Source organism: Streptococcus mitis, from assembly GCF_016658865.1.
GTDB classification, from domain to species: Bacteria; Bacillota; Bacilli; order Lactobacillales; family Streptococcaceae; genus Streptococcus; species Streptococcus mitis_BT.
On record NZ_CP067992.1, the window covers coordinates 1,437,607 to 1,460,954 of the forward strand.

Here is a 23,348-nt window from a genome sequence, read left to right on the forward strand (position 1 = left end):
GATCTCCTGTCTGATTTTTCTCCCCTCATTATAGCAAAAAAAGAGTTCCATTAGAACTCTTTTTCATATCTTATAAAGTAGGGAGAAGATTTTATAAAAATAGTGAACAAATGTGCTCTACTCAATGCTTGCACCATTGCTGGCAATGACATCCTTGTACCAGTAGAAGGATTTCTTCTTGCTACGTTTGAGACTTCCATGACCAGCATTATCTCGATCTACATAGATAAAGCCATAGCGCTTATTCATTTCGCCTGTTCCAGCTGAAACCAGATCGATACATCCCCAAGTCGTATAACCAAGCAAGTCAACTCCATCTTGGTAAATGGCATCTCTCATAGCCTTGATATGATCCTCTAAGTAAGCAATCCGATAATCATCTGCTACATAACCATTCTCATCCGGTGTATCCATAGCACCGAGTCCATTTTCTACAATGAACATAGGTTTTTGATAACGATCCCAGATGGCATTGAGGGTGATGCGAAGACCAAGTGGGTCAATCTGCCATCCCCATTCTGAGGATTCAAGATAAGGATTTTTGAGAGAGGCAAAAACATTTCCAGCAGTTAATTCTTTAACTTCTGGATCACCTGAGGCTACTCGACTTGCATAGTAAGAGAAGGAAACAAAGTCAACAGTATTGTTCTTCAACAAGTCCAGATCCTCTGCCGTCATTTGAATCTCAATCCCCTCACGCTCCCACTGCTTCTTGGCGTAGTTTGGGTATTCCCCACGCGCTTGAATATCAATGAAGAAGTAACTCTTGCGATCTTCATCCATGGCTGCCCAGTAGTCTCTCGGATGGGCTGTGTTAGGATAATATTGACCTGCCGCCAACATACATCCCACCTTGTTTTCTGGGTCAATTTCATGGGCAAGCTTAGTCGCCATGGCTGAAGCTACTAGCTCATGGTGGGCAGCCTGATATTTAACCTGTTCTTGATTTTCTCCTTCTTCAAAACAGAGACCAGCTCCCATAAAGGGGGCATGAAGAATCATGTTGATTTCATTAAAGGTAAGCCAGTATTTGACCAAACCCTTATAGCGGGTAAAGAGCGTGCGACAAAGTTTTTCATAGAAGTCTAACATACGTCGATTGCGCCATCCACCGTACTCTTCAATCAAGTGCATAGGACAGTCGAAATGAGTAATGGTTACCAGAGGTTGGATTCCATACTTATGACATTCCTTAAACAAATCCTCATAAAAGGCTAGACCAGCTTCATTTGGCTCGGTTTCATCTCCCTTAGAAAAATCCGAGTCCAAGCAATGGAAAGCCGATAAGTCTTAAAGCCCATCTCTGCAAAAAGAGCAATATCTTCCTTGTAATGATGGTACATATCAATGGCTTCTTTTGCTGGGTAAAAATAGCCCTCCTCAAACGAAAACATCTTTTTCTGACCTGTGATAATGGCTTCACGGTCAGGACCGATTGGGACGACATCAACGTTCGCTAATCCACGACCATCTAAATTATAAGCACCTTCACATTGATTAGCAGCCGTAGCACCACCCCAGAGGAAACCATCAGGAAATTGTAGTATTTCTGTCATCACTTTATCTCACTTGACTTGATAGTCCTATTATACTAAAAAGAGGACAAAAAGTTTGGAACTATCTGGGTAATGATGGGCCTGAGCTGGCTTTTATATTTAATACAAAAACAAGCAAGAATTTGGGAATTTTGTTATAAAAATGTAAACTATCACAGCCTTGTGATAAGAAAAAGACCGGATTGCTCCGATCTGTTTAATCCATAAAATGTAAAAATGAATAGCTCTTGTCAATTAATGGATGGACTGATTGATTGTCATTAAGCCGTGGTTAATGATTGCTGCAATATCTTCAAGACCATGCAAAATAAAACTTCCTACAATCAAACCTATAATAATTGAACAGATAATCATGGTCACACAGATTAGATAAATATCCTTTTTTTTTCATCTCTTTCCTCCTACTATCTATTCATGGAGATATTTCAATCCCAAGTTCCAATGAGATAAGAAAACCTACTTACTACAGCTATTTACAAAATATTCCTCCTTTCCACATCAGTCTTATTTTCTACTATTATATTTTTATTATAAGGTTTTAAGAAAACGCTGTCAATAATTCATATGCAATTTCTTTATTATTAAACAAAGTATAAATTTCTAATTATCTTTTTATATTTTCTTAAATGCTCGTAAAGCCTTATTCTATGTGCTTTCGAGTATTTTTACTGTAGGAAGATACTTCACGTTTCTTTGCATATTTCCTCATGTCTTAGCTGTCAGAAGTGGTAAATAAGTAGTAAATTCATTTGTACTACTAAGCAACAAGACGCTCCTGTTGCTTCTCTTTATTCAAGCGTTTCATTTCTGCCATTGCAGAATCGAATGTTGCATGTGCGTAATAGTTCAGCGTCATGGCTATATTAGCATGTCCCATAATGTACTGTAATGCCTTTGGATTCATTCCTGCATTTGCATAGTTGGTACAGAATGTATGTCGCAAACTATGTGGAGTGATGTGTGGCAATTTATCCTCGTTATACTTATTGTATTTCTTAACAAGACCTTTCATCATGCCGTTGTAATCACTTGCCACTTTTGGATAGTTCTTTCTATTAAGAAAGAGGAAATCACTATATCCATCAATCTCAACACGCTTATCATTCTTTCGATTCGCTAACACTCGCTTAAATGCTTGATAGGCTTCTTCAACCATAGGAACTTGACGTTCGCCACTTTTGGTCTTTGGTGTTTCAATGTAGTACCCAATTTCAGTATCTCTCAATAGCTGATGGTCTATATTGACAAGACGATTCTCAAAATCTAAATCTGGAAGTGTCAAACCACCAAACTCTGAAATACGAAGACCTGTTTTTAAGAGTATCAGAATTTCATCATAATTTTTGCTGTAGGTTTTATCAGCTTTTGCAAAGGCTAACAGTTTTTCTTCCTGTTCTTCTGTTAGTACGGTCTTAGGGACAGTATCATCATCAAGAACTGCTTTCAGTTGAAAGTCAAATGGATTCTTCCGAACACAATCATCTTGTATAGCAATATAGAATGAAGCCTTTAAAGAACGTTTGTAGTTATTGATGGTTTGATAAGCATAACCATTTTCACTCATTCTAATAGCCCATTCTTTAGCGTCTGATGGCTTAATACTGTCAATACTTCTTACACCTAACTTGTCTTTCTTCAAAATATCCATAAGATATTTGCGTCCAGTTTCAGTGTTTTTTCTAACCTTTGGTCTTTGAGCGTTCTGTTTTGCGTAAAGCTGGCAGAGTGTCATTTTCTTTCCTACAACATCAATACCATCATGAATGTCTTTCTGTAACTCTGCGATTTTCTCTCTAAGTGAGATACAATCACGCTTTCCTGCTGGTACTCGGTCTGTAGCCACAAGTTTCCACGAGTAAACAAATTGCGGTTCTCCAAATGAATCTATATATTTGTATAAGTATCTTCCGTCTTTTCGTTGGCTCTCTCCAGTCTTTAAGATTCGACCTTTATTGTCACGTCTTTTTTCTGACATGGCATTTGCTCCTTTCCTTTATGGAAAGAGCCTTGATACGACTTAATACTATTTTATCATATACAAGACCCTTTGGCGACGCTAGATTGCGTCCAATGTATCTATAATTTTTTCAAATTGTTTTCGTTTAATCTGAATACGATTGCCATTCATAATCAGCCAATTTGCATTTTTATTTTCCTCTGCCAAGCGTCGTAGCTTGTTTTCGCCAATACGAAAATATTTTGACGCTTCTTCAATGGTTAGGGTATAACGTTCCCAAATAGGAATGTCAGTCTGCTTCATAAAATCCTCCTTTCCAAATCACTTATTTGGATTTCATAAAAGTTGTTTTACCAGCAATCGAACAGCTTTAGCAAAGCTCACGGGCATTTCACCCCTGCATGATTTTCATGTAGCCGTACCCATTGTCTGCGACGCTACTAACGCTCGGACTGTGGCTATACGGGAGTATCATTATCACGATAAGAAAGTCATGGCAACAATCCTGCTAAAGATTGTTTACGAAGTTTTAACATGAATCGCTCGCTATCTTCATAGATCATGGCGTGTTAGTTCGTTGGCTCTTTTCTTATCGAAACGTATTCGATTGGCTTTATTCAATTGTCAAAGAACGTTTGGCTTGTTAGCCTATCAAAACATACTGAACATACAGTAGGCTTTGATGGAATAACAAACCTCCCAAATCGGGAAGCGTGGAACGGTTCAACACGCTTCCACGAAAAAATGAGATTATTTAATTTCGAACGCTAAAATCTTGGTGATGAGTTTTGTTTCCATTCTGCCACGTAGGGTTTCATCAATAACCATATGAGAATTGCCATATTCGTCTGTCATGCGACGCAAAGAACGTTTTGAGGTATACCCTCGATAATGTTTAACAATCTGATTAATTGCTTCCACGTCGCCATCTGTCGCCTTTACAATGAGGGGGAAGGGAACCCTTGGATAGGCTGTTTTCATTCTTTACACTCCTTCATGAATTCTTTAATCATGGCTAGTCCACTTATTCGATGACGATAAACTGTTGAACGATTTACATTTAGTAATTCTGCAATTTCCACATCACTCATATCCATAAAATAATGAAGTAAAATGATGTTCCGCTTGTTCTCTGGAAGGTGGCGTAAGGCTTCGCTTAACAAATCACTTTCAACATTGATTCTTAATCCATACAATGTGAATAGTTGAAAATCAGTGACATACGTATCAACCGTAGAAAAAGAGGTGACAAGGTAGTTATCTATTTCAGAAAATGAAACTTCTTTTTTGGACAGTCTGCTTAGATGTTTGAAATAATCTTTCCGTTCATCTTCAATGGCTTGTTTGCAGATATAGTCAAACTGATTTTCTATGGTTTCTTGAAAAGAAGATGGTTTCATGTTTTTCACCCCCTTTCTGTCGTGAAAGGGAGTGGCATGTACTTCTTTATCTCCCTTCATACTAAGTCCCGACACGAAAGGGGGATTTGTTGCATAAGTGAAGAAAAATCTTAAAAGATATTCACGAAGTAGCCAAAAAAACACATAAACAGATTGTTTTCTCTGTTCATGCGCTTCAATTGTTCTGTCTATACGATTTGTAAAACCACATTGATGGTCATATTTATCTAGTGTAGGTGGGTAAGTTTTTTTGATAAGAACCTAATTAAGAGAATTAGATAGTGACGTATCTTTTTCATGGCGACTGTGACCTCCATTCAGTCGCCAATTTTATCTACTTTTTAGCAGCATAACTAAATTTTATATAGTTGTATGGGTAAATAAAATCAGCGACCTTTCTATTTGAGATTGGATTTATCACATTCATAAGCATAATAGCGCTCTTAAAAGAACTCACAAACTACATAACACGTTTTTCTATACCTGTTTCCACTTGGATAGGAACAGTAAAATGTATAGAGGTGGTTTATTATGCGTAAAAAAGAAGATAAATACGATTTTAGAGCCGTTGGTCTAGCGATTAAAGAGGCTCGAATAAAACGTGGTCTCACCCGTGAACAAGTAGGAACAATCATTGAAATTGACCCACGTTATTTAACAAATATAGAAAATAAAGGGCAACACCCAAGTACACAGGTGCTTTATGATCTTGTATCATTACTCCATGTGTCTATTGATGAATTTTTCTTACCTACAGATAATTTGATAAAAAGCACTCGAAGGCTACAGATAGAAAAATACATGGATAGCTTTACAGACAAAGAACTATCCTTAATGGAAGCACTAGCAAAAGGTATCAATGAAGCAAGAAATATTGAAGGCTAGTCAGTAAAATTCAGATAAACAAAAAGAGCCGATAAGATGAGAGTTTCATTTCTCAAATTATCGGCTCTGCGTCTTGGCGTCTGGCTCTTTGATTGTTATTATATTCATTTTTTGAACATTAATTAAAGTTTCGTTCTTACATTTGGGGCAGTATAAAGGGAAATTTTTAAGTATAGTATCCACTCGTATTCGTAGTCTTGTTTTATTTCCACAAATAGGACACAATATCCACTTGTAGTTTATAATAACAATCTCCTCCTTTCCACTTTAATTCAAATCTATATTAAAGAATATTTCATCTTATTTAATAAGAAACCATATTTATATAACAACATAAAACGACTAAGTTATTTTATTGAACATATATCTTACTTTATCTATCCGACTATTTAGACGACGGGGCTGGCAAACAGGTTCACCGGTAGTAACATGGTACCCTTTTAACTCTGTTAAACAAACACTACGTCCATTTGTAAAGAAAGTTAAATCACTACGATATTCTTGAATACACCGAGCAGGGATTTCTCCACTAAGAATGACCTCATTATTTTTCAATTGAGTGTCTACGATGTTCGCACAATATTTAGGAGCATCGTTGTATGCTCGTGAAAGATATTCCTGTGGCGCATAAATTTTAAAACTAAGATATGGCTCTAACAATTCTGTTCCAGCTTTTTTTAAGACTTGTTCCAATACAATAGGAGCAAGCATCCGAAAATCTGCTGGGGTACTAACAGGGCTATAGTATAAGCCATACTTAAAACAGATTTTACAGTCCGTCACATTCCAACCATACAATCCTTGTTCACAGCCATAGCGTATCCCCTCCATAACTGCATTTTGAAACGATTGATTTAAGTATCCAAGAGAAACCGAGCTCTCATACTGTACTCCGCTCCCTAATGGAAGCGGTGCTACAGATAGACCAATGGAAGCCCAGAAAGGATTCGGTGGAACTTCGATGTGAATGGTATACTCTGCTTTTTTTAACGGTCTTTCCATATAAATGACTGTAGGCTCTTTTATTTCTATCTCCACATGATACTTTTCTTGCAGCAGAGCACAAGTCACTTCCATTTGTACTTTCCCTAAGAAAGAAAGTATGATTTCATGTGTCGCAGAATCCACATAATATCGCAGAAGCGGGTCACTGTCGGAGATTTCTAAAAGTGCATCAAGTAACATTTCCCTTTGTTGAGGTTTGCTCGGTTCAACAGTCGTTTGCAGCAGAGGGAGGGGATTTTCAATTCTCTCTCTCTGTGGCAATAGCTTTGTATCTCCAAGAACACTATTTAACTTCAAAAACTCATTCTGCAAAATAACAATTTCCCCGGAATAAGCCTTATCGATTTTACATAATTCACCATTTATTGAAGTATACATTTCTGTAATTTTTATTTTTTCCTTTTCCGATATTCTAACCGAATCTCGCAAATGCAGTACGCCACTATAAAGACGTATATATGCAAGACGCTGTCTTTTTTCCGAATACTCAATTTTGAAAACTTTTCCGCAAAGTTCAGACTGACCTCGATGTGTTGATGAATAAAATTTATTCGTAATCACTTCTATAAGGTTATCAATCCCTATATTGTTTTTTGCACTTCCGTGATAAACAGGGAACAGGGAACAATTATGAAATCTTATGCTTTCCTCTTGTTTGAGTTCCAATGCTTCTAATGATTTACCGGACATATATTTCTCTAAAAGGTCATCGTTTCCCTCTATTACCGTATCCCATTGTTCAGATTCGGTAAAGTTCGTCACACACATATTAGGATACAGTTCTACCTTCTGTTTGATTACAATTTCGGCAGAAAGTTTCTCTTTAATATCCTGATAAACCGTTGATAAATCAATTCCATTTTGGTCAATCTTATTGATAAAAAAGATTGTGGGAATCCCCATTTTCCTAAGTGCATGAAATAATATACGAGTTTGTGCTTGTACGCCATCTTTTGCAGAAATCAGTAGAATTGCCCCATCTAAAACTGATAATGAACGATATACTTCTGCTAAGAAATCCATATGTCCTGGCGTGTCTATGATGTTCACCTTCGTATTTTCCCACTGAAAAGAGGTTATCGCCGTCTGAATTGTAATTCCTCTCTGACGTTCTAAAAGCGTATTATCCGTTTTCGTTGTACCTCTGTCCACGCTTCCTAATTCTGTAATCGCTCCACTGTTATATAATAAGCTTTCTGTTAAGGTAGTTTTTCCCGCATCAACATGAGCTAAAACTCCAATATTAATAATTTTCATGTGATTTTCCTCCATTCAAAAGCCCAAAAGGGCATCCAATTATTTGTTCCCACTATCAAATTGACAGTTTATTTAAGAATACCTTGCCGCATATTTATTAACTCCTTTTAAATAGATACTTAAATTATAGCACGTAAGAGCATATTTGTAAAGGAATCTCCAATTTTTTATCAAAGAGAGTACGTGATTACAAAATAGCTGTAATAATGTACCAATATTTGTTATTTTACAATCTTCCAATTACTCCCGTTCTTTTCAAGTACCAAATCAAATTGAGATACCTGCGTTGCTTTGGTCTGCTGGTCGATATACTCCACTGTCAGCGATACCGTGACTTGATTATCCTTACGATTGTGAATAGGATTTACCAGTTCTTGAAAGATGTACTCTTTTCCGATTGGTTTTAATATCCCGTCATTCACATAGTAGGAAAGTTCACTGGCTGTCGCTGTAGGATAGAGCTTGAAGAACGTCGTTAAAAACTCATTGATTTCATTGGTTGTAATGGAATCAACCGTCCCCTCACTTTCAATGGCTTTTGGTTTATAACTTGATTTCTTAGGTATGTTGGTAATGGTCGGATTCTTAACCAGTACCATATTTCCAGAACCATCTACATAGACACTCACTATATAAGCAGAGTGGACGGTCTTTGTATTTTCTCCCTCTGTAATGAGCTGGTCTACACTGTAGGTTACATTAAACTCATTGTCGCCAGTTGGCTCTACCGTCCATATCTGAAATCCTCTTACAGAAGACGATACAGGAATATCTTTGCGTACTGTATCAACATTGAGAGCTTGAAGTTCATCTGTCAGATAGCCTTTTAGACTTTCCATTCGATTATCAATGGACTTATCGGATTGCTCCCATGAATAGTAGACTTTCGCAAAGTTCTCTACAAAATTTTCTACATGATGAGTATCAACGTATTCCTTTTCTATGATAGTTGTTTCGTGAATAGTATGAGTATCTATAGCTGTAAAGTGCTTGAATATCGCAAAGCCGAAATGTTTTTCGCCAGCTTCAGCAGGAAACACCACCACAATATCATCTGCTCTTTGAACATCAGAATAGAGATTATAGCTTCTTGATAAGACAGTTAGCCGTCCGTTGATTCTTCGCTGAACGACTTTATCCTCGCCAGCAAATTCTAAATTGCCGAATGTTTTTTCCATGTTGGGAATCACAAATTTAAGTTCCATATTTTTACCTATCCTTTCTTTTTTATTGGCTGAATGAATGTTTGATGGTCTTAAAGAGTGGGGAACGACCTTTTGATTCTTGATTTTTTGTTTTCATAAGTTCACTTCCTTTCAAAATCGGGTAAAAAAATAGACACCTCATTTTTTGAAGTGTCTACCTATTAAATATTCAAATTTTATTGGAAGTATCTTTATATCTTCACTTTTCAAGGATAAATCGTCGTATCAAAGCTCATTCATAAGTAGTAAATTAGTAGTAAATTGAGTGGTTTTGACCTTGATAAAGTGTGATAAGTCCAGTTTTTATGCGGATAACTAGATTTTTATGCTATTTTTATATTAAAAAGACCGGATTGCTCCGATCTTTCAATAGTTCATATTCTCACATTCTGTTTTTAAGAATGGTTAAGGTTATCTTCAAATGATTAAGCGCCTTATTTCATACGATAAAAATCAATCACTAGACCAGCTGGACCTTTAACTAACAAGGACTCTGTTCCCCAATCGGTTACAGTTGGACCGTTTAAAACCTGGATACCAAGCTCGTTCAACCGTTTGTAGTTCTGGTCTACATCCTCAACCTCGATATGAAGAATGATTCCTGACTGAAAATCTTCCAAAGGAATCAAATGATTTTGGGACAACATCAGACAGTGACTGCCAATCGTAAATTGAGCAAAACTGTCATCAACATAATCGGATTTTTTATCCAAAATACGCTCCAAGTCAACACAGACTTGGGGAACATCGGAAACGATAATATCTAATTGATTTAAATTCATTTACTATCCTCCATAAAAAGACCGGATTGCTCCGATCTTTTTAAGTTTCGCTCTAAGAAAATCAAAGAATAAACAAGGCATCGAACCGCAGGCAGTACTGAAGTACGGCAAGGTGAAGATAACACAGTTTACATTTGATTTTCGACGAGAGGAATTATTTAATTGCGCGTGATTGCAAACCTTCTTCTTCCAAGAAGAGGCGGAATGGTACGAGTTCTTCTGCTTCGTATTTTTCCTTGAAGGCTTTGATTGCTTCTTCTGAGTGAAGTTTTGGATCCAATTCAAGTACTTCTACTGGAAGTGGACGGTGTTCAGTGATGCGAGCATCGATAACAACAGTTTTACCTTCTTTGCTCAATTTAACAGCTTCTGCAACAACTGCATCGATGTCTTCGATACGGTCAACTGTAAATCCAACAGCTCCTTGAGCTTCAGCGATTTTCGCATAGTCAGCATTAGGGAAGTCACAACCAAACAAGTGTTTGTTTGTGTCTTCGTATTTGTCCTTGATGAAGGCATATTTACCATTTGAGAAGACAACGTTGATAACTGGAAGGTCATATTGAACGTTTGTGATAACGTCTGGGTAGCACATGTTGAATGCACCGTCACCCATGATGTTCCATACTTGGCGATCTGGATTGTCTTTCTTAGCAGCGATACCACCAGGAAGGGCAATACCCATTGTCGCAAAGAGTGGAGATGTACGCCACATGTTCTTAGGTGTCATGTGAAGGTGACGAGTAGATGTTTGAGTAGTGTCACCTACGTCGATTGAGTAGATAGCGTCTTGATCAGCATGTTTGTTGATTGCATTGTAAACTTGATACAATTGCAATTCACCCTCAGTTTTACCTTCGAGTTTGTTCATGTAATCACGCCAGTTTTGGTTGTTCTTAACGTTTGCACGCCACCATGGAGTTGATTCAACTGGATTCACTTTGTCAAGGATTGCTTTCGCTGCTTGACCTGCGTCACCAAGGATTGAAGCGTCAAGGGCGTGACGTTTACCAAGTTTGTAAGGGTCAATATCAACTTGGATGAATTTTTCAGTGTTCTTGAATGCTTCATAAACTTCAGCAAATGGGAAGTTTGAACCAAGGAAAAGAACTGTGTCTGCTTCAAAGACCACTTCGTTGGCTGGTTTCCAACCAACACGGTAAGCAGAACCTGTCAAACCTTCATAGTTCCATTCGAAAGCTTCAAAGTTTTTACCAGTTGTGATGATTGGTGCTTTGATTTTACGTGACAATTCAGTAATCACTTCACCAGCTTTCACACCACCGTAACCAGCATAGATAACTGGACGTTCAGCATTGTTCAAGATTTCAACAGCTTTGTCGATTTCAACTTCGTTCAAAGCAGGAGCGATGAATGAACGCTCGTATGAACCTGATCCATAGTATGAGTTTTCGTCGATTTCTTGGAAACCGAAGTTTACTGGGATTTCAACAACAGCTGGACCTTTTTTAGAAACTGCAGCACGGCAAGCTTCGTCAATAACTTTTGGCAATTGCTCAGCGTAAGCTACACGTTTGTTATATACAGCGATACCATTGTACATTGGGTTTTGGTTCAATTCTTGGAAAGCATCCATGTTGAGTTCGTTAACTGGACGTGATCCAAGGATTGCTAGGAATGGAGTGTTATCCATAGCTGCATCGTAAACACCGTTAATCAAGTGAGTCGCACCTGGACCACCTGAACCAACTGCAACCCCGATTGAGCCGCCGAATTTAGCTTGCATAACCGCTGCAAGAGCACCTGTTTCTTCGTGGCGAACTTGCAAGAAACGGATATCTTTGTCTTCAGCCAAAGCATCCATCAATGAGCTGAGTGTTCCTGATGGGATACCGTAGATTGTGTCTACGCCCCATGTTTTCAATACATTAAGCATTGCTGCAGATGCAGTAATTTTCCCTTGAGTCATAATGATAACTCTCCTTCAAATATTTTTAAATCTACTAAAAAAGGTTTCATATAGTTTTTGAAAACGTTTCAGTAAATTTTTACAATACTAATTTATCACATTTATTTTGACTTTACTAAGAATCTGCTCAGAAGTTTTTATTCTCTATTACAGTACAGTTTGAAAACGTTTTTAGCTTCTGTTTTATAATAAAAAGCGAGCAAGCCCGCTTTTAATCTATTTTACTAAAGTTTAGTAAGAGTGAACTGGTCAGCACAGATACAGAACTAAAGGCCATAGCTAGACCTGCCAGTTCTGGATTGAGGGCCAGTCCAACACCAGAAAAGACTCCTGCTGCAATCGGAATTCCGGCGACATTGTAGATAAAGGCCCAGAAAAGATTGAGCAGAATTCGATTAAAGGTTTTCTTACTCATGTCAAAGGCACGAACCACGCCTAGGAGGTTATTGGTTGTCAACACTAAATCTGCTGACTCGATAGCGATATCCGTTCCAGCTCCCATAGCAATCCCCACATCTGCTACACTAAGGGCAGGAGCGTCATTGATACCGTCCCCAACAAAGGCTACTTTGCCAGCCGCTTGTAGTTTATGGATTTCATGAGCTTTTTCTTCTGGCAAGACACCTGCAATTACCTCTTCGATTCCGATTTGATCTGCAATAGCACGCGCCACACCAGCATTGTCTCCTGTCAGCATGACTGTTTTAAGACCTCGTTTTTTCAACTGACTGATGGCAAGCTTAGCATTTTCCTTAGGAATATCTTGCAGAGCAAGCAAGCCTTTGATTTCATTCTCAACAGCCAAGAACACAACTGTCTTAGCTTCTTTTTCCAGTTCTTCTAGTTTTTCTTGATAAGTGCTAGAAATGTTCATGCCATCCAGCATTTTAGCATTTCCAAGCAGAACTTGTTTTCCATTGATTTGCCCTGAGACACCTTTTCCGTGCAAGGCTTGGAAATTTTCAACAGTTTGAAGCTCAAGTCCAGCTTCACTCGCTCGTTTCACAACGGCTTCAGCCAGTGGGTGTTGAGAAGCTTCTTCCAAGGAAGCTGCCAATCCAAGCACTTCTACTTCGTCGCCGATGATATCTGTGACCACAGGTTTCCCTTCAGTCAAAGTTCCGGTCTTATCAAAGACGATAGTTTGAACTTTCTGGATTTCCTGTAGAACAGTTCCATTTTTGAGGAGAACTCCCATCTTGGCACTGCGACCTGTCCCCACCATAAGGGCCGTCGGTGTTGCAAGTCCCAATGCACAAGGGCAGGCAATAATCAGAACTGCTACTCCATAGAGAAGCGAAGACACAAAGCTCGCTCCAAGCACAACTACACTATCCCTGAGCAAGACGAACCAAACCCAAAAGGTCACAATCCCTAAAATGACAACTGCTGGGACAAAAATCCCTGAAATCTTATCCGTCAAGTCCTGAATCGGCGCACGACTTGTCTGAGCTTTCTTCACAAAATCCACAATCTGAGCCAAAACAGTCTCTGAACCAACTTTTTCTGCTCTAAAAACAAGTGTTCCACTATTATTGATGGTTGAACCAATGACGGTATCTCCAACTGTCTTGTCCACAGGCAGACTCTCACCTGTCACCATAGACTCATCAATACTAGAGATACCTTCTACTACGACACCATCAACCGCAATCTTTTCACCGGGACGCACTCGAATCAGGTCACCTACCTTGACTTGCTCCAAAGGGACTTGAACATAGTTATCCTCACGCATGACTTCTGCAGTTTTAGCCTGCAAGTCAAGTAATTTCTCCACAGCTTGGGAAGTATTTTTCCGCATTTTCTCCTCAAAAACGGCTCCCATAAGAACGAAGAAGAAGATAAAGGCAGCACTTTCAAAGTAAACGGGGAGGCCAGCGAAGAGGGCGACTAGGCTATAGAAATAGGCCACTAGGGTTCCCAGAGCAACCAAGGTATCCATGTTGGCATTGTGCTTTTTAAAACTAGCCCAAGCACTTTGGATATAAGGACCACCTGCTACTAGCATAATCGGTGTTGTGGCTAAAAAGGTGCCCCAACGCATGACTTGGTGACTAATTCCTCCTGTCGACATCCCAATCATGAGGATTACAAGAGGCACAGTAAAGATACTAGTAATCCAAAAACGCTGTAAAAGTGATAGAGATTTTCGAGTCTTCTCAACAACTGTATAACTTCCCTTTTGCATCTTCATACCACAAGAAAAATCATGTTGACCTAATTCTTGAGGTGTAAAACGAATGACTTTCTCTTCGTCTACGCCGATTGGTTCTAAGATGCCTTCTTCTTCAAACAGAATTTCCTTATAACAGTTTGAAGGAGTAGTACGATGAAAGGTGATCTCAGCTGGAATCCCTTTTTGAAGCTGTATATGAGCTGGATGGTAGCCTTTGTCTGCCGTGATACGGATTTTTTGAACACCATTTTCAAGACTTGCTTTTACAATTTCAGTCATATCATTCTCCTATTCTACAATCATCTTGCCGTGCATCATATTCATGCCACAAGAGAAACCATACTCTCCAGCCTGCTCAGGCGTGATTTCCACTACATACTCTTCACCCATTGGCAGGTCCGCATGTACACCAAAATCTGGAAAAACAATTTGGTCCAGACAGGGTGAAGGATCCTTGCGGTCAAAGACAATGCGGGCTGGCACTGATTTCTTGAGGATAATCAACTCAGGCGTATAGCCCCCCATGACTTCCACTCGAATCTCTTGGTAGCCCTTTTTTTGCTGGGCCTTTTGTCCAGATTTTTCAGGCTTTTTGAAAAACCAAAACAAGATAAAGGCGATAAGGGCAATACAAATAATGGTTACAATACTATTTAACATGACGTCTCCTTTACATACAATTACATTTTACTTCTGTTACAGCACTTGATTTCTTCTTAGAAATCACAGCTTCTAAGTCTTCCAAGTCAGCCTGAGTAAAATCACATTCAGCAATCAAATCAGCCAACAAGTTCTTAATCCTACGGGAACAAACCTTGTCTTTGATATCTTGGACAAGCAAATCCCGACTTTGATCCAAAGTTAAAAGTGCTGAATAAACAAAGGACTTGCCTTCTTTTTTCCGAGTCAGGCATTCTTTCTCAACCAAACGAGCCAAAAGAGTTTGAATGGTCGACTTGGACCAGTCGAACCGCTCCGCCAGAACCCTAATCAAATCTGAACTAGTCTGCTCTCCTTGCATCCAAATAATCTTCATGACCTGCCATTCTGCATCTGAAATCTGCATAATAACACCTCCAAAATCTACATTTGTCAATTACAATTATCAGTATACTCTTAAAATCTACATTTGTCAACTATAATTTTTATTATTTTTTCGAAAAATAGAATTTTAACCATTTTATGAGAGATTTACAGTCAAATATTACTATATAAACTATAAAAATATGCTATACTAAAGAAAAAAGAAAACAACCACTAGGGGTGCGTAAAGCTGAGATTAACGACTGTTAGATCCCTTTGACTCAATCTAGGTAATGCTAGCTGATGGAAGTGGAAATGATAATGGGGACTAGCAGTCTTCTATTGCCTTTCTAAAACAGACTAGCTTGTTCTTAAGAATACAAACTTCAGTTGGTTGGGAGGTTTTAGATGACTTATTTACCCGTTGCTTTGACCATTGCAGGGACTGACCCTAGTGGTGGTGCTGGCATTATGGCTGACTTAAAGTCGTTCCAAGCTAGAGATGTCTATGGAATGGCCGTTGTGACCAGTCTTGTCGCTCAAAATACCAGAGGCGTTCAATTAATCGAGCACGTTTCTCCTCAAATGTTGAAATCTCAATTGGACAGTGTCTTTTCGGATATCAAGCCTCAGGCTGTAAAAACTGGGATGTTGGCAACTACCGAAATCATGGAAATCATCCAGCCCTATCTTAAAAAGCTGGACTGTCCATACGTCCTTGACCCTGTTATGGTCGCTACGAGCGGAGATACCCTGATTGATACCAGTGCCAGAACTTACCTAAAAACAAACCTACTTCCCCTTGCAACTATTATTACACCCAATCTTCCTGAGGCAGAAGAGATTGTTGGTTTTTCAATCCATGATCCTGAAGACATGCAGCGTGCTGGTCGCCTGATTTTAAAAGAATTTGGTCCTCAGTCTGTTGTTATTAAAGGTGGGCATCTCGAAGGCGGTGCTAAGGATTTCCTCTTTACCAAGGAGGACCAATTTGTCTGGGAAAGTCCACGAATTCAAACCTGTCACACCCATGGTACTGGATGTACCTTTGCTGCAGTGATTACTGCTGAACTAGCCAAGGGAAAAAGCCTTTATCAGGCAGTTGATAAGGCCAAGGCCTTTATCACGAAAGCCATCCAAGACGCCCCTCAACTCGGTCATGGTTCTGGCCCAGTCAACCATACAAGTTTTAAAGATTAAAGGCTCTATAATATTTGTAGTGGGTAAATCCTCTATAGATATTATGGAGCCTATTTTTGTGTAGAAAAAAAGTCCCATATGACCTATAATGAAAAGCGACAAAACAACTCATTAGAAAGAATCATATGGAACAATTACATTTTATCACAAAACTGCTCGATATCAAAGACCCTAATATCCAATTTATGGATATCATCAATAGGGATACTCACAAAGAAATCATCGCTAAACTGGACTACGACTCTCCATCTTGTCCTGAGTGTGGAAGTCAAATGAAGAAATATGATTTTCAAAAACCGTCTAAGATTCCTTACCTCGAAACGACTGGTATGCCTACTAGAATCCTCCTTAGAAAACGCCGTTTTAAGTGCTATCAGTGCTCGAAAATAGCGGTCGCTGAGACTCCTCTAATAAAGAAAAATCATCAAATCCCTCGTATCATCAACCAAAAAATTGCTCAAAAGCTGATTGAAAAAACTTCTATGACCGATATTGCCCATCAGCTTTCCATTTCAACTTCAACTGTCATTCGAAAGCTCAATGATTTCAACTTTAAGCATGATTTTTCTCGTCTTCCTGAGATTATGTCTTGGGACGAGTATGCCTTCACTAAGGGAAAGATGAGTTTCATTGCGCAAGATTTTGATAATCTCAACATTATCACTGTTCTTGAAGGCAGAACACAAGCTATCATCCGAAATCACTTTCTGCGCTACGATAGAGCCGTTCGTTGTCAGGTGAAAATCATTACTATGGATATGTTTAGCCCCTACTACGATATTTCCAGAAAACTTTTTCCTAACGCTAAAATCGTTCTCGACCGCTTTCACATTGCCCAACATCTCAGCCGTGCTATGAGTCGTGTGCGTGTCCAAATTATGAATCAGTTTGAGCGAAAATCCCATGAATACAAGGCTATCAAGCGTTACTGGAAGCTCATTCAACAGGATAGTCGTAAATTGAGTGATAAACGTTTCTATCGCCCTACTTTTCGCATGCATCTAACCAACAAAGAGATTCTAGATAAGCTTTTGAGCTATTCAGAAGACTTGAAACACCACTACAATCTCTATCAGCTCTTACTTTTTCACTTCCAGAACAAGGAACCTGACAAATTCTTCGGACTTATTGAGGACAATCTAAAGCAGGTTCATCCTCTTTTTCACACTGTCTTTAAAACCTTCCTCAAGGACAAAGAAAAGATTGTCAATGCTCTTCAACTACCTTATTCTAATGCCAAATTAGAAGCGACTAATAATCTCATTAAACTTATCAAACGAAATGCATTTGGTTTTCGGAACTTTGAAAACTTCAAAAAACGGATTTTTATCGCTCTCAATATCAAAAAAGAAAGGACGAAATCCGTCCTTTCTAGATCTTAGCTTTTCTTCAACCCACTACAGTTGACAAAGAGCCAGATTAAAAAACACTCTAGTTCCCACTTTGAGGGAATTAGAGTGTTTTTGATTAGGAAATAATATCATCCAGCTTTGTTAAAAAAGCTTGCGTTTTTGCCTCTATATCTTCTGCTTGCATTAGATCACGCACTACAGCTACACCAGCTATACCAGTGTCAATAAGCTGGTCAATGTTCTCTGAAGTCAATCCTCCAATAGCAACTACTGGAATGGCGACCCTTTGGCAAATTGTCTTCAAGGTTGAAATCAGGGTGATAGGTGCATTTTCCTTGGTCGTAGTCGGGAAAATGGCTCCTGTTCCCAAGTAATTCGCCCCTCCTTCTTCTGCCTCAAGGGCTCTTTTTACAGTTTTAGCTGTGACACCAAGTATTTTGTCAGGGCCCAAGACTTGTCGGGCAACCGGAACTGGTAATTCATCGTCTCCGATATGCAAACCAGCAGCATCAACTGCAAGACAGACATCCAAACGATCATCGATGATCAGGGGTACCTGATAGGCATCTGTTATTTCCTTGACTTGTTTTGCCAGCTGATAGTATTGGTTGGTGGTGAGGTTTTTTTCTCGTAATTGGACTATGGTAACCCCTGAACGGCAAGCCGTCTCAACCTTTTCAAGAAAACTTTCCAAGGAATCTTGGTAGCGATTAGTTACCAGATACAGTCTAAGTGCTTCTCTATTCATAAATATCTCCTTTGATGCCATCTAGCCAATTTTCATCTCTTTTTAGAAGAGAGAGCTTATTGAGAACTTGATAACGAAATTCTTCCAATCCCATTCCTTGAACAACTATTCTCTCAGCAGAGATATTGAGATAAGAAACCGCTAGGCAAGAAGCTTCAAAGGCAGTCTTTCCTTGGCTGAGAAAAACGGCTGTCAAGGCTCCAACCAAGTCTCCTGTCCCTGTTATCCAGTCTAATTCTGCACAGCCATTTCCCAGTACAGCGACCTGATTCTTCGAAACGATTAGGTCCTTGGGGCCTGTGACTAAGAATGACATACCTGGATAGGTCTGACACCAGTCTTTCAAGACTTGAAGTAAATCCTCAGTTTCTTGATCTTTAGCACTCGCATCGACCCCAACACCGTGGTGTTTTAAGCCAACAAGACTTCGGATTTCCGACATATTTCCTTTAAGGACCGTAGGTCTATAATCTAAAAGGTCTTTAACTAAGCTCTTACGAATGGATGAAGCTGTTACACCAACCGCATCTACCACCATTGGAAGAGAAACTTGAGCTGCATAAGAAGCTGCCATACGGATTGCTTTTTCCTTCTCAGCTGACAAATGCCCCAAATTGATGAAGAGTGCCTGGCTTTGCTTAGTAAAATCAAGAACCTCACGGGGATCATCTGCCGTGACAGGTTTGCATCCCAGTGCCAAAATCCCATTTGCCAGCATCTCACAAGAAATTTCATTGGTAATGCAGTGAATGAGGGAAGTCGTTGCCAGAGGAAAAGGATTTGTAAATGCCTGCATCAGTCTATCCTTTCACCAAAGAAATATCCCTGCACTTTTTTAAAGAATTCCTGCTTGATTAAAAATCGAAAGGCAATAAAGGAAATCGCTGTACCAATCAAGGTTGCTCCGAAAAATCGAGGAGTGTAGATAAACCAGCTAAGCTTAGCGGCCGATCCTGTAAAGAGTACCATAACAGGATAGGAAACAATAGAACCAATAATACCTGTTCCCAAAATTTCTCCCAAGGCAGAAAAGTAAAATTTTCGACCATACTTATAAAAGAGACCTGCTAAAAGGGCTCCAAAAGTCGCTCCTGTAAGAGCTAAAGGTGGAATCCCTTGAGTCGTCATACGGATAAAGGCTGTCACTGTAGCCATAGCCAAGGCATAAACAGGTCCCATCATGATTCCAGCTAGAATATTGACTACACTGGACATCGGTGCCATTCCCTCAATCCGAAAGATAGGCGTAAGGACTACATCAAGGGCAATCATCATGGATAAAATGGTTAATTTGTGAACTTGTAATTGGTGCTTTCTCATATTTCTATTCTTCTCCTGTTTCTAAAGACTGTAAATCGCTCTTCCAGGTTTGGTGTTGATAGGCCATTTCCCAAAACTTAGCTTCCATATGAACACTAATGTGGAAGGCATCTAGCATTTTTTTCTTGTCTGTCTCGTCACTTTCTCGATAGAGTTGATTGACCAGCACTCCCTCCTCTCTGATCTGCTGCTCCAACTCATCCGTAATATAAGTTTCAATCCATTGTTGGTAGAGAGGATTTGGTGATGGTTTAAGATTAAGTGATTTGCCTATATCATGGTATAACCAAGGACAAGGCAGCAAGCTCGCAAAAGCAATGCCCAAGTTTGGCTCTGCAAATTGACGATAAATGTGAGAGATATAATGATAGCAGGTTGGAGCGATTGGATGTTGCTCCATTTCCTGATCGCTGATTTCCAATTCCTTGAAAAATTGTTGGCGGATAAATAACTCACCTTCCACTAGACTCTGAGCATTTTGTTTCAAGAGTCTTTTCATCTCTTGATTTGAAGTCTTATCAGCCAAGAGGTGATAGGCTTCTGAGAAGGCCTTCAAATAGTAGGCATCCTGAATCAAGTAATAGCGAAAGATGGACGGGTCTAAATTACCCTCTTGCAACTGTAAAACAAAGGGGTGATGAAAGGAAGCCTGCCAAGCTTCCTTGGATAATTCCATCGCAATATCTGTAAATTCCATAATAACTCCTTTATAAAAATAGACTGGTTTGAAGTAATAAAAAGAACAGCAGGTAGATTAATTTTGTTTTTTTAGAAATATAAAAGATCCGATAGCGATTCTCCACCTGTGCATGTTCGTCATATCCATGCGCTGATAGAGCTCTCAGGTAAAGATGGCGCCATCTAAAGACCGTCATCAAAACCTTACTGTAAATCAAGGGCGACCAAAAGTGCAGTTCTTGACCACGTAATAAGCAAGCTTCCTTGAGGGACTTGATTTCTTGCTGAATAAGGGGAAAGGAATTGAATACCACAATCAAGGCATAAGCCCAAGAGCGTGATAACCCCTTTTGAGCCAAGTACAAGAGAAGCTCTTTTAAGGAAATAGAGGAAACAAAGACAAGGCCGATACAAACTGTCACAAAGGCCCTCGTTCCAAGCATGACTGCCTGCGAAGCATCTCCGTGTAACTGAACTGCCCAGTAGTTGGCCAAAGATGGCAAAATGGCGAGCAGAATCATCCAAGCCAATACTTTAAATCGACGGTAATAGAGCATAAAGAGAATACAAAATGCGACTACCGAAAGATTCAGAGCAATCGAAGGAATGAAAGATGTTTCCAAGGATAAAATCAGCAAGAAGAGACTGATAATCGGTGTCTGGGTTGCTACTTTGACCATACTACTTCACCTCCCCTTGGGTATTGCTACTCTGAGATGTGAGTGGTTTGGTAATTGTCACTTCTTTCACATGACTGAGACCTTGACTAGTCATCTCAATCCAATAATCAACCACAGAGATCAAGGGATCTAAACGATGGCTAATGATCAGAAAACTTCTTCCTTGGTTTCTCTCCTCCACAATCCACTGACAAAAATAATGGCAGGCTCTATCATCCAAACCAGCAAAAGGTTCGTCTAGCAAGATCACAGAAGCCTTGCTGGTCAAAATGGTCAAGAGCTGAAGAATCTTTTGCTGGCCACCACTTAATTGATAGGGACTCTTATCGAGTACCTGCTCCAAATCAAAATATTGTAAAGCTTGGAGTATCCGCTGATTTCTTTCAGAATCAGGTCCATCTAATTGAAGCTCTTCTCGCAGACTGGCTCTGATAAACTGCTTCTCAGCTTCCTGAACAACACCCGTCAGGTCACTATACAAACTCTTTTTCTTTTTCAGGACTGTCCCCTTCCAGGTAATGCGCCCCTTATACTTTTGAAATTGAAGAATAGACCGAAAAAGGGTTGATTTCCCGACACCATTATCACCCAAGATACAGGAAATTCCTTGGTAGAATGTAAAATCCGCAATCGAAAAGAGGGGGTGCTTATCCAGTTCACAAGTGATTCGGTCCATATAGAATAGTTCTGGGCTAGAAGCAACCTCCTTTGAAACAGCCTGTGTCATTTCAGAGGCAGGGATTTGATTTATTTTCCTTAGTTGTCCGTCTCTTAGCTCCACCATATGGTCGATATAGGCTTCATAGTCAGACAAATCATGGTCGCACAGGATGACCGCCTTCCCATTAGAGGCTAACTCTTTTAGAATCTCCAATATCTCGATTCTTCTCTTGCGGTCAATGGAAGCGAAGGGCTCATCCAAGAGATAGACCCTAGGATTCATGGCAAAGAGAACAGCCAAAGCAGCTTTTTGCTTTTCCCCACCTGATAAGTGATGGATGGGACGGTGCAAAATTTCCTTGCAGCGACATTGCTGGACCACCTCTGCTATTTTAGAATCAATTTCCTGAACAGGATGCCCAATATTTTCCAAGGTAAAAACCAGCTCCTCAAACAAGTTCTCCATGGTAAATTGATGATTGGGATTTTGAAAGAGAATCCCAACTGTCTGGACACGTTCGACGATAGAAAGCTGACTGACCTCACTCCCATCTATCAAGACTTGACCACTATGGGGCAAGGAACTGACTTGGGCAATCATTTGAAAGAGACTGGATTTTCCTGAACCACTGCTCCCAACTAACAAGGTAAAGGCTTGCTCATGAAAAGTAAAATCAAGCGGCTCAGAGAAGATTGGAGACTGAATCGCTCGTAGTTCCAGGCCCATCTATGACTTGCCTCCAGCTGCAAACTGATGATAGAGTTTGACAATGGCACGAACCAAGATGGTACAGAAGAAAAAGACAGAAATAAAACGTACTACAAGCAAGGAAAGAACAAAAGGAAGGGAGAAGGCGTAGTAACCTAACTTAATGTATTCATAGACAAAGCTAACAAGCGTAATCCCAATACTATTGGCAGTTAGAGAGAGCCAACTTTCATAGCGATTCTTGGTTACGATAAAACCAAGTTCACTTCCCAAACCTTGAACCAAGCCAGACAAAAGGGCACCTAGACCGAATTGGCTACCATAAAGGACTTCAGCAAGCGCAGCTAGCACTTCTCCAATCGTTGCACTTCCCACTCTTGGAACAAAAATGGCAGCAATAGGGGCAGCCATACACCAGAGACCAAAGAGGATTTCATTGGCAAAGGCCTGCAAACCAAGAGGCGCTAAAATCAGGGTGAGGATATCAAACAGATAGCCTGAACCCACAAAAACGCCACCAAAAAAGATAGACAAGAAAGCAAGTAAGATAACATCTTTTAACTGCCATTTTTTCAACATAAAAAACTCCTTTTTTAAAGAAAAGTGGGGCATTCAAGGAGACCTACCTAAATGCTTTGTATCATCTTCATCCAGTTTCGTAAAAGAAAAAACTCTAATTACAGATAGGAATTAGAGTTCAGCTTACAAGATTAGATGGTTAGTTTCTATAAATACAAAACCATTTCACATTTCCCTTCGCCAGTCTTAACTGTATCAGGTTCAATGGGTATCATCTCAGCCTAAAGCACCCCAAATGTCTTTATT

The 23,348-nt window shown here is 39.5% G+C and carries 21 protein-coding genes, 3 pseudogenes and 2 riboswitches; of the genes and pseudogenes, 3 read left to right on the forward strand and 21 right to left on the reverse strand.

Translation table 11 applies throughout. From position 1 onward, the window contains the following. Positions 1-117: 117 nt before the first annotated feature. The 5 genes and pseudogenes from JJN14_RS07235 to JJN14_RS07255 form a co-directional block, all read right to left on the reverse strand. A pseudogene (locus JJN14_RS07235) lies at positions 118-1,556 on the reverse strand (6-phospho-beta-glucosidase). Between the two features lie 757 nt (positions 1,557-2,313). Next, positions 2,314-3,531 carry a tyrosine-type recombinase/integrase gene (locus JJN14_RS07240; RefSeq protein WP_001291561.1) on the reverse strand — a complete coding sequence of 406 codons (1,218 nt, stop codon included), beginning with the start codon at positions 3,529-3,531 and terminating at the stop codon, positions 2,314-2,316. An 81-nt stretch (positions 3,532-3,612) separates the two neighbouring features. Further along, complete coding sequence (locus JJN14_RS07245; RefSeq protein ID WP_000814511.1) at positions 3,613-3,816, reverse strand: excisionase; 204 nt, start codon at positions 3,814-3,816, stop codon at positions 3,613-3,615. 447 nt (positions 3,817-4,263) lie between these two features. Then, positions 4,264-4,494 carry a helix-turn-helix domain-containing protein gene (locus tag JJN14_RS07250; RefSeq protein ID WP_000845144.1) on the reverse strand — a complete coding sequence of 77 codons (231 nt, stop codon included), beginning with the start codon at positions 4,492-4,494 and terminating at the stop codon, positions 4,264-4,266. Then, on the reverse strand, positions 4,491-4,913 hold the full coding sequence (locus JJN14_RS07255) for an RNA polymerase sigma factor (protein ID WP_000804878.1): 423 nt from the start codon (positions 4,911-4,913) through the stop codon (positions 4,491-4,493). Before JJN14_RS07255 ends, JJN14_RS07250 begins: the two co-directional genes overlap by 4 nt. A 531-nt stretch (positions 4,914-5,444) precedes the next feature. Here JJN14_RS07255 and JJN14_RS07260 point away from each other — a divergent pair. Then, positions 5,445-5,798: a helix-turn-helix transcriptional regulator gene (locus tag JJN14_RS07260; RefSeq protein ID WP_001227349.1), complete on the forward strand. Its 354-nt coding sequence runs from the start codon at positions 5,445-5,447 to the stop codon at positions 5,796-5,798. Positions 5,799-5,855: 57 nt separating this feature from the next. Here JJN14_RS07260 and JJN14_RS07265 read toward each other — a convergent pair whose 3' ends face one another. The 9 genes and pseudogenes from JJN14_RS07265 to JJN14_RS07300 all read right to left on the reverse strand — a co-directional run bounded on the left by JJN14_RS07265 (position 5,856) and on the right by JJN14_RS07300 (position 15,219). Then, entirely contained in the window at positions 5,856-6,041 is a 186-nt protein-coding gene (locus JJN14_RS07265; protein WP_413926387.1) for a cysteine-rich KTR domain-containing protein, read from the reverse strand. Between the two features lie 99 nt (positions 6,042-6,140). After that, on the reverse strand, positions 6,141-8,060 hold the full coding sequence (tet(M), locus tag JJN14_RS07270; protein WP_201058279.1) for a tetracycline resistance ribosomal protection protein Tet(M): 1,920 nt from the start codon (positions 8,058-8,060) through the stop codon (positions 6,141-6,143). A 221-nt stretch (positions 8,061-8,281) separates the two neighbouring features. After that, positions 8,282-9,070, reverse strand: a pseudogene (locus JJN14_RS07275) (conjugal transfer protein); the annotation flags it as partial. A 51-nt stretch (positions 9,071-9,121) separates the two neighbouring features. Next, positions 9,122-9,265: pseudogene (locus tag JJN14_RS10220) on the reverse strand (DUF961 family protein); the annotation flags it as partial. A 434-nt stretch (positions 9,266-9,699) separates the two neighbouring features. Next, the gene (locus JJN14_RS07280) at positions 9,700-10,047 is read right to left on the reverse strand and encodes a VOC family protein (RefSeq protein ID WP_201058281.1); all 348 of its coding nucleotides are present in this window, start codon (positions 10,045-10,047) and stop codon (positions 9,700-9,702) included. Positions 10,048-10,201: 154 nt separating this feature from the next. Then, positions 10,202-11,977 carry a pyruvate oxidase gene (gene spxB, locus JJN14_RS07285; protein ID WP_000191811.1) on the reverse strand — a complete coding sequence of 592 codons (1,776 nt, stop codon included), beginning with the start codon at positions 11,975-11,977 and terminating at the stop codon, positions 10,202-10,204. A gap of 211 nt (positions 11,978-12,188) precedes the next feature. Next, positions 12,189-14,432 carry a heavy metal translocating P-type ATPase gene (locus JJN14_RS07290; protein WP_201058282.1) on the reverse strand — a complete coding sequence of 748 codons (2,244 nt, stop codon included), beginning with the start codon at positions 14,430-14,432 and terminating at the stop codon, positions 12,189-12,191. Positions 14,433-14,441: 9 nt separating this feature from the next. Further along, entirely contained in the window at positions 14,442-14,813 is a 372-nt protein-coding gene (locus tag JJN14_RS07295; protein WP_000935055.1) for a cupredoxin domain-containing protein, read from the reverse strand. 10 nt (positions 14,814-14,823) lie between these two features. Next, entirely contained in the window at positions 14,824-15,219 is a 396-nt protein-coding gene (locus JJN14_RS07300) for a CopY/TcrY family copper transport repressor (RefSeq protein ID WP_201058283.1), read from the reverse strand. Positions 15,220-15,402: 183 nt separating this feature from the next. Continuing rightward, positions 15,403-15,501: riboswitch (TPP riboswitch) on the forward strand. An 83-nt stretch (positions 15,502-15,584) separates the two neighbouring features. Between JJN14_RS07300 and thiD the strand changes: the two genes are divergently transcribed. Both thiD and JJN14_RS07310 read left to right on the forward strand, forming a co-directional pair. Beyond that, positions 15,585-16,376, forward strand: a complete 792-nt coding sequence (thiD, locus tag JJN14_RS07305; RefSeq protein WP_201058284.1) for a bifunctional hydroxymethylpyrimidine kinase/phosphomethylpyrimidine kinase — start codon at positions 15,585-15,587, stop codon at positions 16,374-16,376. 125 nt (positions 16,377-16,501) lie between these two features. After that, a complete protein-coding gene (locus JJN14_RS07310; RefSeq protein WP_201058285.1) occupies positions 16,502-17,758 on the forward strand; it encodes an ISL3 family transposase in 1,257 nt (418 codons plus the stop codon). An 85-nt stretch (positions 17,759-17,843) separates the two neighbouring features. Here JJN14_RS07310 and thiE read toward each other — a convergent pair whose 3' ends face one another. The 7 genes from thiE to JJN14_RS07345 are packed head-to-tail and all read right to left on the reverse strand — an operon-like array spanning position 17,844 to position 23,102. Beyond that, positions 17,844-18,476, reverse strand: coding sequence for a thiamine phosphate synthase (thiE, locus tag JJN14_RS07315; RefSeq protein ID WP_201058286.1), 633 nt, complete (start codon positions 18,474-18,476; stop codon positions 17,844-17,846). Then, positions 18,469-19,272 (reverse strand): hydroxyethylthiazole kinase, encoded by an 804-nt coding sequence (locus JJN14_RS07320; protein ID WP_201058287.1) that lies wholly within the window; start codon positions 19,270-19,272, stop codon positions 18,469-18,471. Before JJN14_RS07320 ends, thiE begins: the two co-directional genes overlap by 8 nt. Next, the gene (gene thiW, locus JJN14_RS07325) at positions 19,272-19,796 is read right to left on the reverse strand and encodes an energy coupling factor transporter S component ThiW (RefSeq protein ID WP_033685230.1); all 525 of its coding nucleotides are present in this window, start codon (positions 19,794-19,796) and stop codon (positions 19,272-19,274) included. Before thiW ends, JJN14_RS07320 begins: the two co-directional genes overlap by 1 nt. A gap of 4 nt (positions 19,797-19,800) precedes the next feature. Next, complete coding sequence (tenA, locus tag JJN14_RS07330) at positions 19,801-20,493, reverse strand: thiaminase II (protein ID WP_201058288.1); 693 nt, start codon at positions 20,491-20,493, stop codon at positions 19,801-19,803. Between the two features lie 10 nt (positions 20,494-20,503). After that, the gene (locus JJN14_RS07335; protein ID WP_201058289.1) at positions 20,504-21,154 is read right to left on the reverse strand and encodes an energy-coupling factor transporter transmembrane component T; all 651 of its coding nucleotides are present in this window, start codon (positions 21,152-21,154) and stop codon (positions 20,504-20,506) included. Between the two features lies 1 nt (position 21,155). Next, positions 21,156-22,541 carry an ATP-binding cassette domain-containing protein gene (locus JJN14_RS07340; RefSeq protein ID WP_201058290.1) on the reverse strand — a complete coding sequence of 462 codons (1,386 nt, stop codon included), beginning with the start codon at positions 22,539-22,541 and terminating at the stop codon, positions 21,156-21,158. After that, complete coding sequence (locus JJN14_RS07345; protein WP_201058291.1) at positions 22,542-23,102, reverse strand: ECF transporter S component; 561 nt, start codon at positions 23,100-23,102, stop codon at positions 22,542-22,544. A 155-nt stretch (positions 23,103-23,257) separates the two neighbouring features. Beyond that, a riboswitch (TPP riboswitch) is annotated at positions 23,258-23,346 on the reverse strand. Positions 23,347-23,348: the final 2 nt, after the last annotated feature.

Coding starts and splice junctions, on each gene's coding strand:
- JJN14_RS07280 (WP_201058281.1), bottom strand. CDS start 10,047: ATGAATTTAAATCAATTAGATATTATCGTTTCCGATGTTCCCCAAGTC.
- JJN14_RS07320 (WP_201058287.1), bottom strand. CDS start 19,272: ATGCAGGCATTTACAAATCCTTTTCCTCTGGCAACGACTTCCCTCATT.
- JJN14_RS07295 (WP_000935055.1), bottom strand. CDS start 14,813: ATGTTAAATAGTATTGTAACCATTATTTGTATTGCCCTTATCGCCTTT.
- JJN14_RS07335 (WP_201058289.1), bottom strand. CDS start 21,154: ATGGTCAAAGTAGCAACCCAGACACCGATTATCAGTCTCTTCTTGCTG.
- JJN14_RS07260 (WP_001227349.1), top strand. CDS start 5,445: ATGCGTAAAAAAGAAGATAAATACGATTTTAGAGCCGTTGGTCTAGCG.
- JJN14_RS07255 (WP_000804878.1), bottom strand. CDS start 4,913: ATGAAACCATCTTCTTTTCAAGAAACCATAGAAAATCAGTTTGACTAT.
- JJN14_RS07250 (WP_000845144.1), bottom strand. CDS start 4,494: ATGAAAACAGCCTATCCAAGGGTTCCCTTCCCCCTCATTGTAAAGGCG.
- thiE (WP_201058286.1), bottom strand. CDS start 18,476: ATGAATAGAGAAGCACTTAGACTGTATCTGGTAACTAATCGCTACCAA.
- JJN14_RS07290 (WP_201058282.1), bottom strand. CDS start 14,432: ATGACTGAAATTGTAAAAGCAAGTCTTGAAAATGGTGTTCAAAAAATC.
- JJN14_RS07300 (WP_201058283.1), bottom strand. CDS start 15,219: ATGCAGATTTCAGATGCAGAATGGCAGGTCATGAAGATTATTTGGATG.
- thiW (WP_033685230.1), bottom strand. CDS start 19,796: ATGAGAAAGCACCAATTACAAGTTCACAAATTAACCATTTTATCCATG.
- JJN14_RS07345 (WP_201058291.1), bottom strand. CDS start 23,102: ATGTTGAAAAAATGGCAGTTAAAAGATGTTATCTTACTTGCTTTCTTG.
- tenA (WP_201058288.1), bottom strand. CDS start 20,493: ATGGAATTTACAGATATTGCGATGGAATTATCCAAGGAAGCTTGGCAG.
- JJN14_RS07340 (WP_201058290.1), bottom strand. CDS start 22,541: ATGGGCCTGGAACTACGAGCGATTCAGTCTCCAATCTTCTCTGAGCCG.
- JJN14_RS07240 (WP_001291561.1), bottom strand. CDS start 3,531: ATGTCAGAAAAAAGACGTGACAATAAAGGTCGAATCTTAAAGACTGGA.
- JJN14_RS07245 (WP_000814511.1), bottom strand. CDS start 3,816: ATGAAGCAGACTGACATTCCTATTTGGGAACGTTATACCCTAACCATT.
- spxB (WP_000191811.1), bottom strand. CDS start 11,977: ATGACTCAAGGGAAAATTACTGCATCTGCAGCAATGCTTAATGTATTG.
- JJN14_RS07310 (WP_201058285.1), top strand. CDS start 16,502: ATGGAACAATTACATTTTATCACAAAACTGCTCGATATCAAAGACCCT.
- thiD (WP_201058284.1), top strand. CDS start 15,585: ATGACTTATTTACCCGTTGCTTTGACCATTGCAGGGACTGACCCTAGT.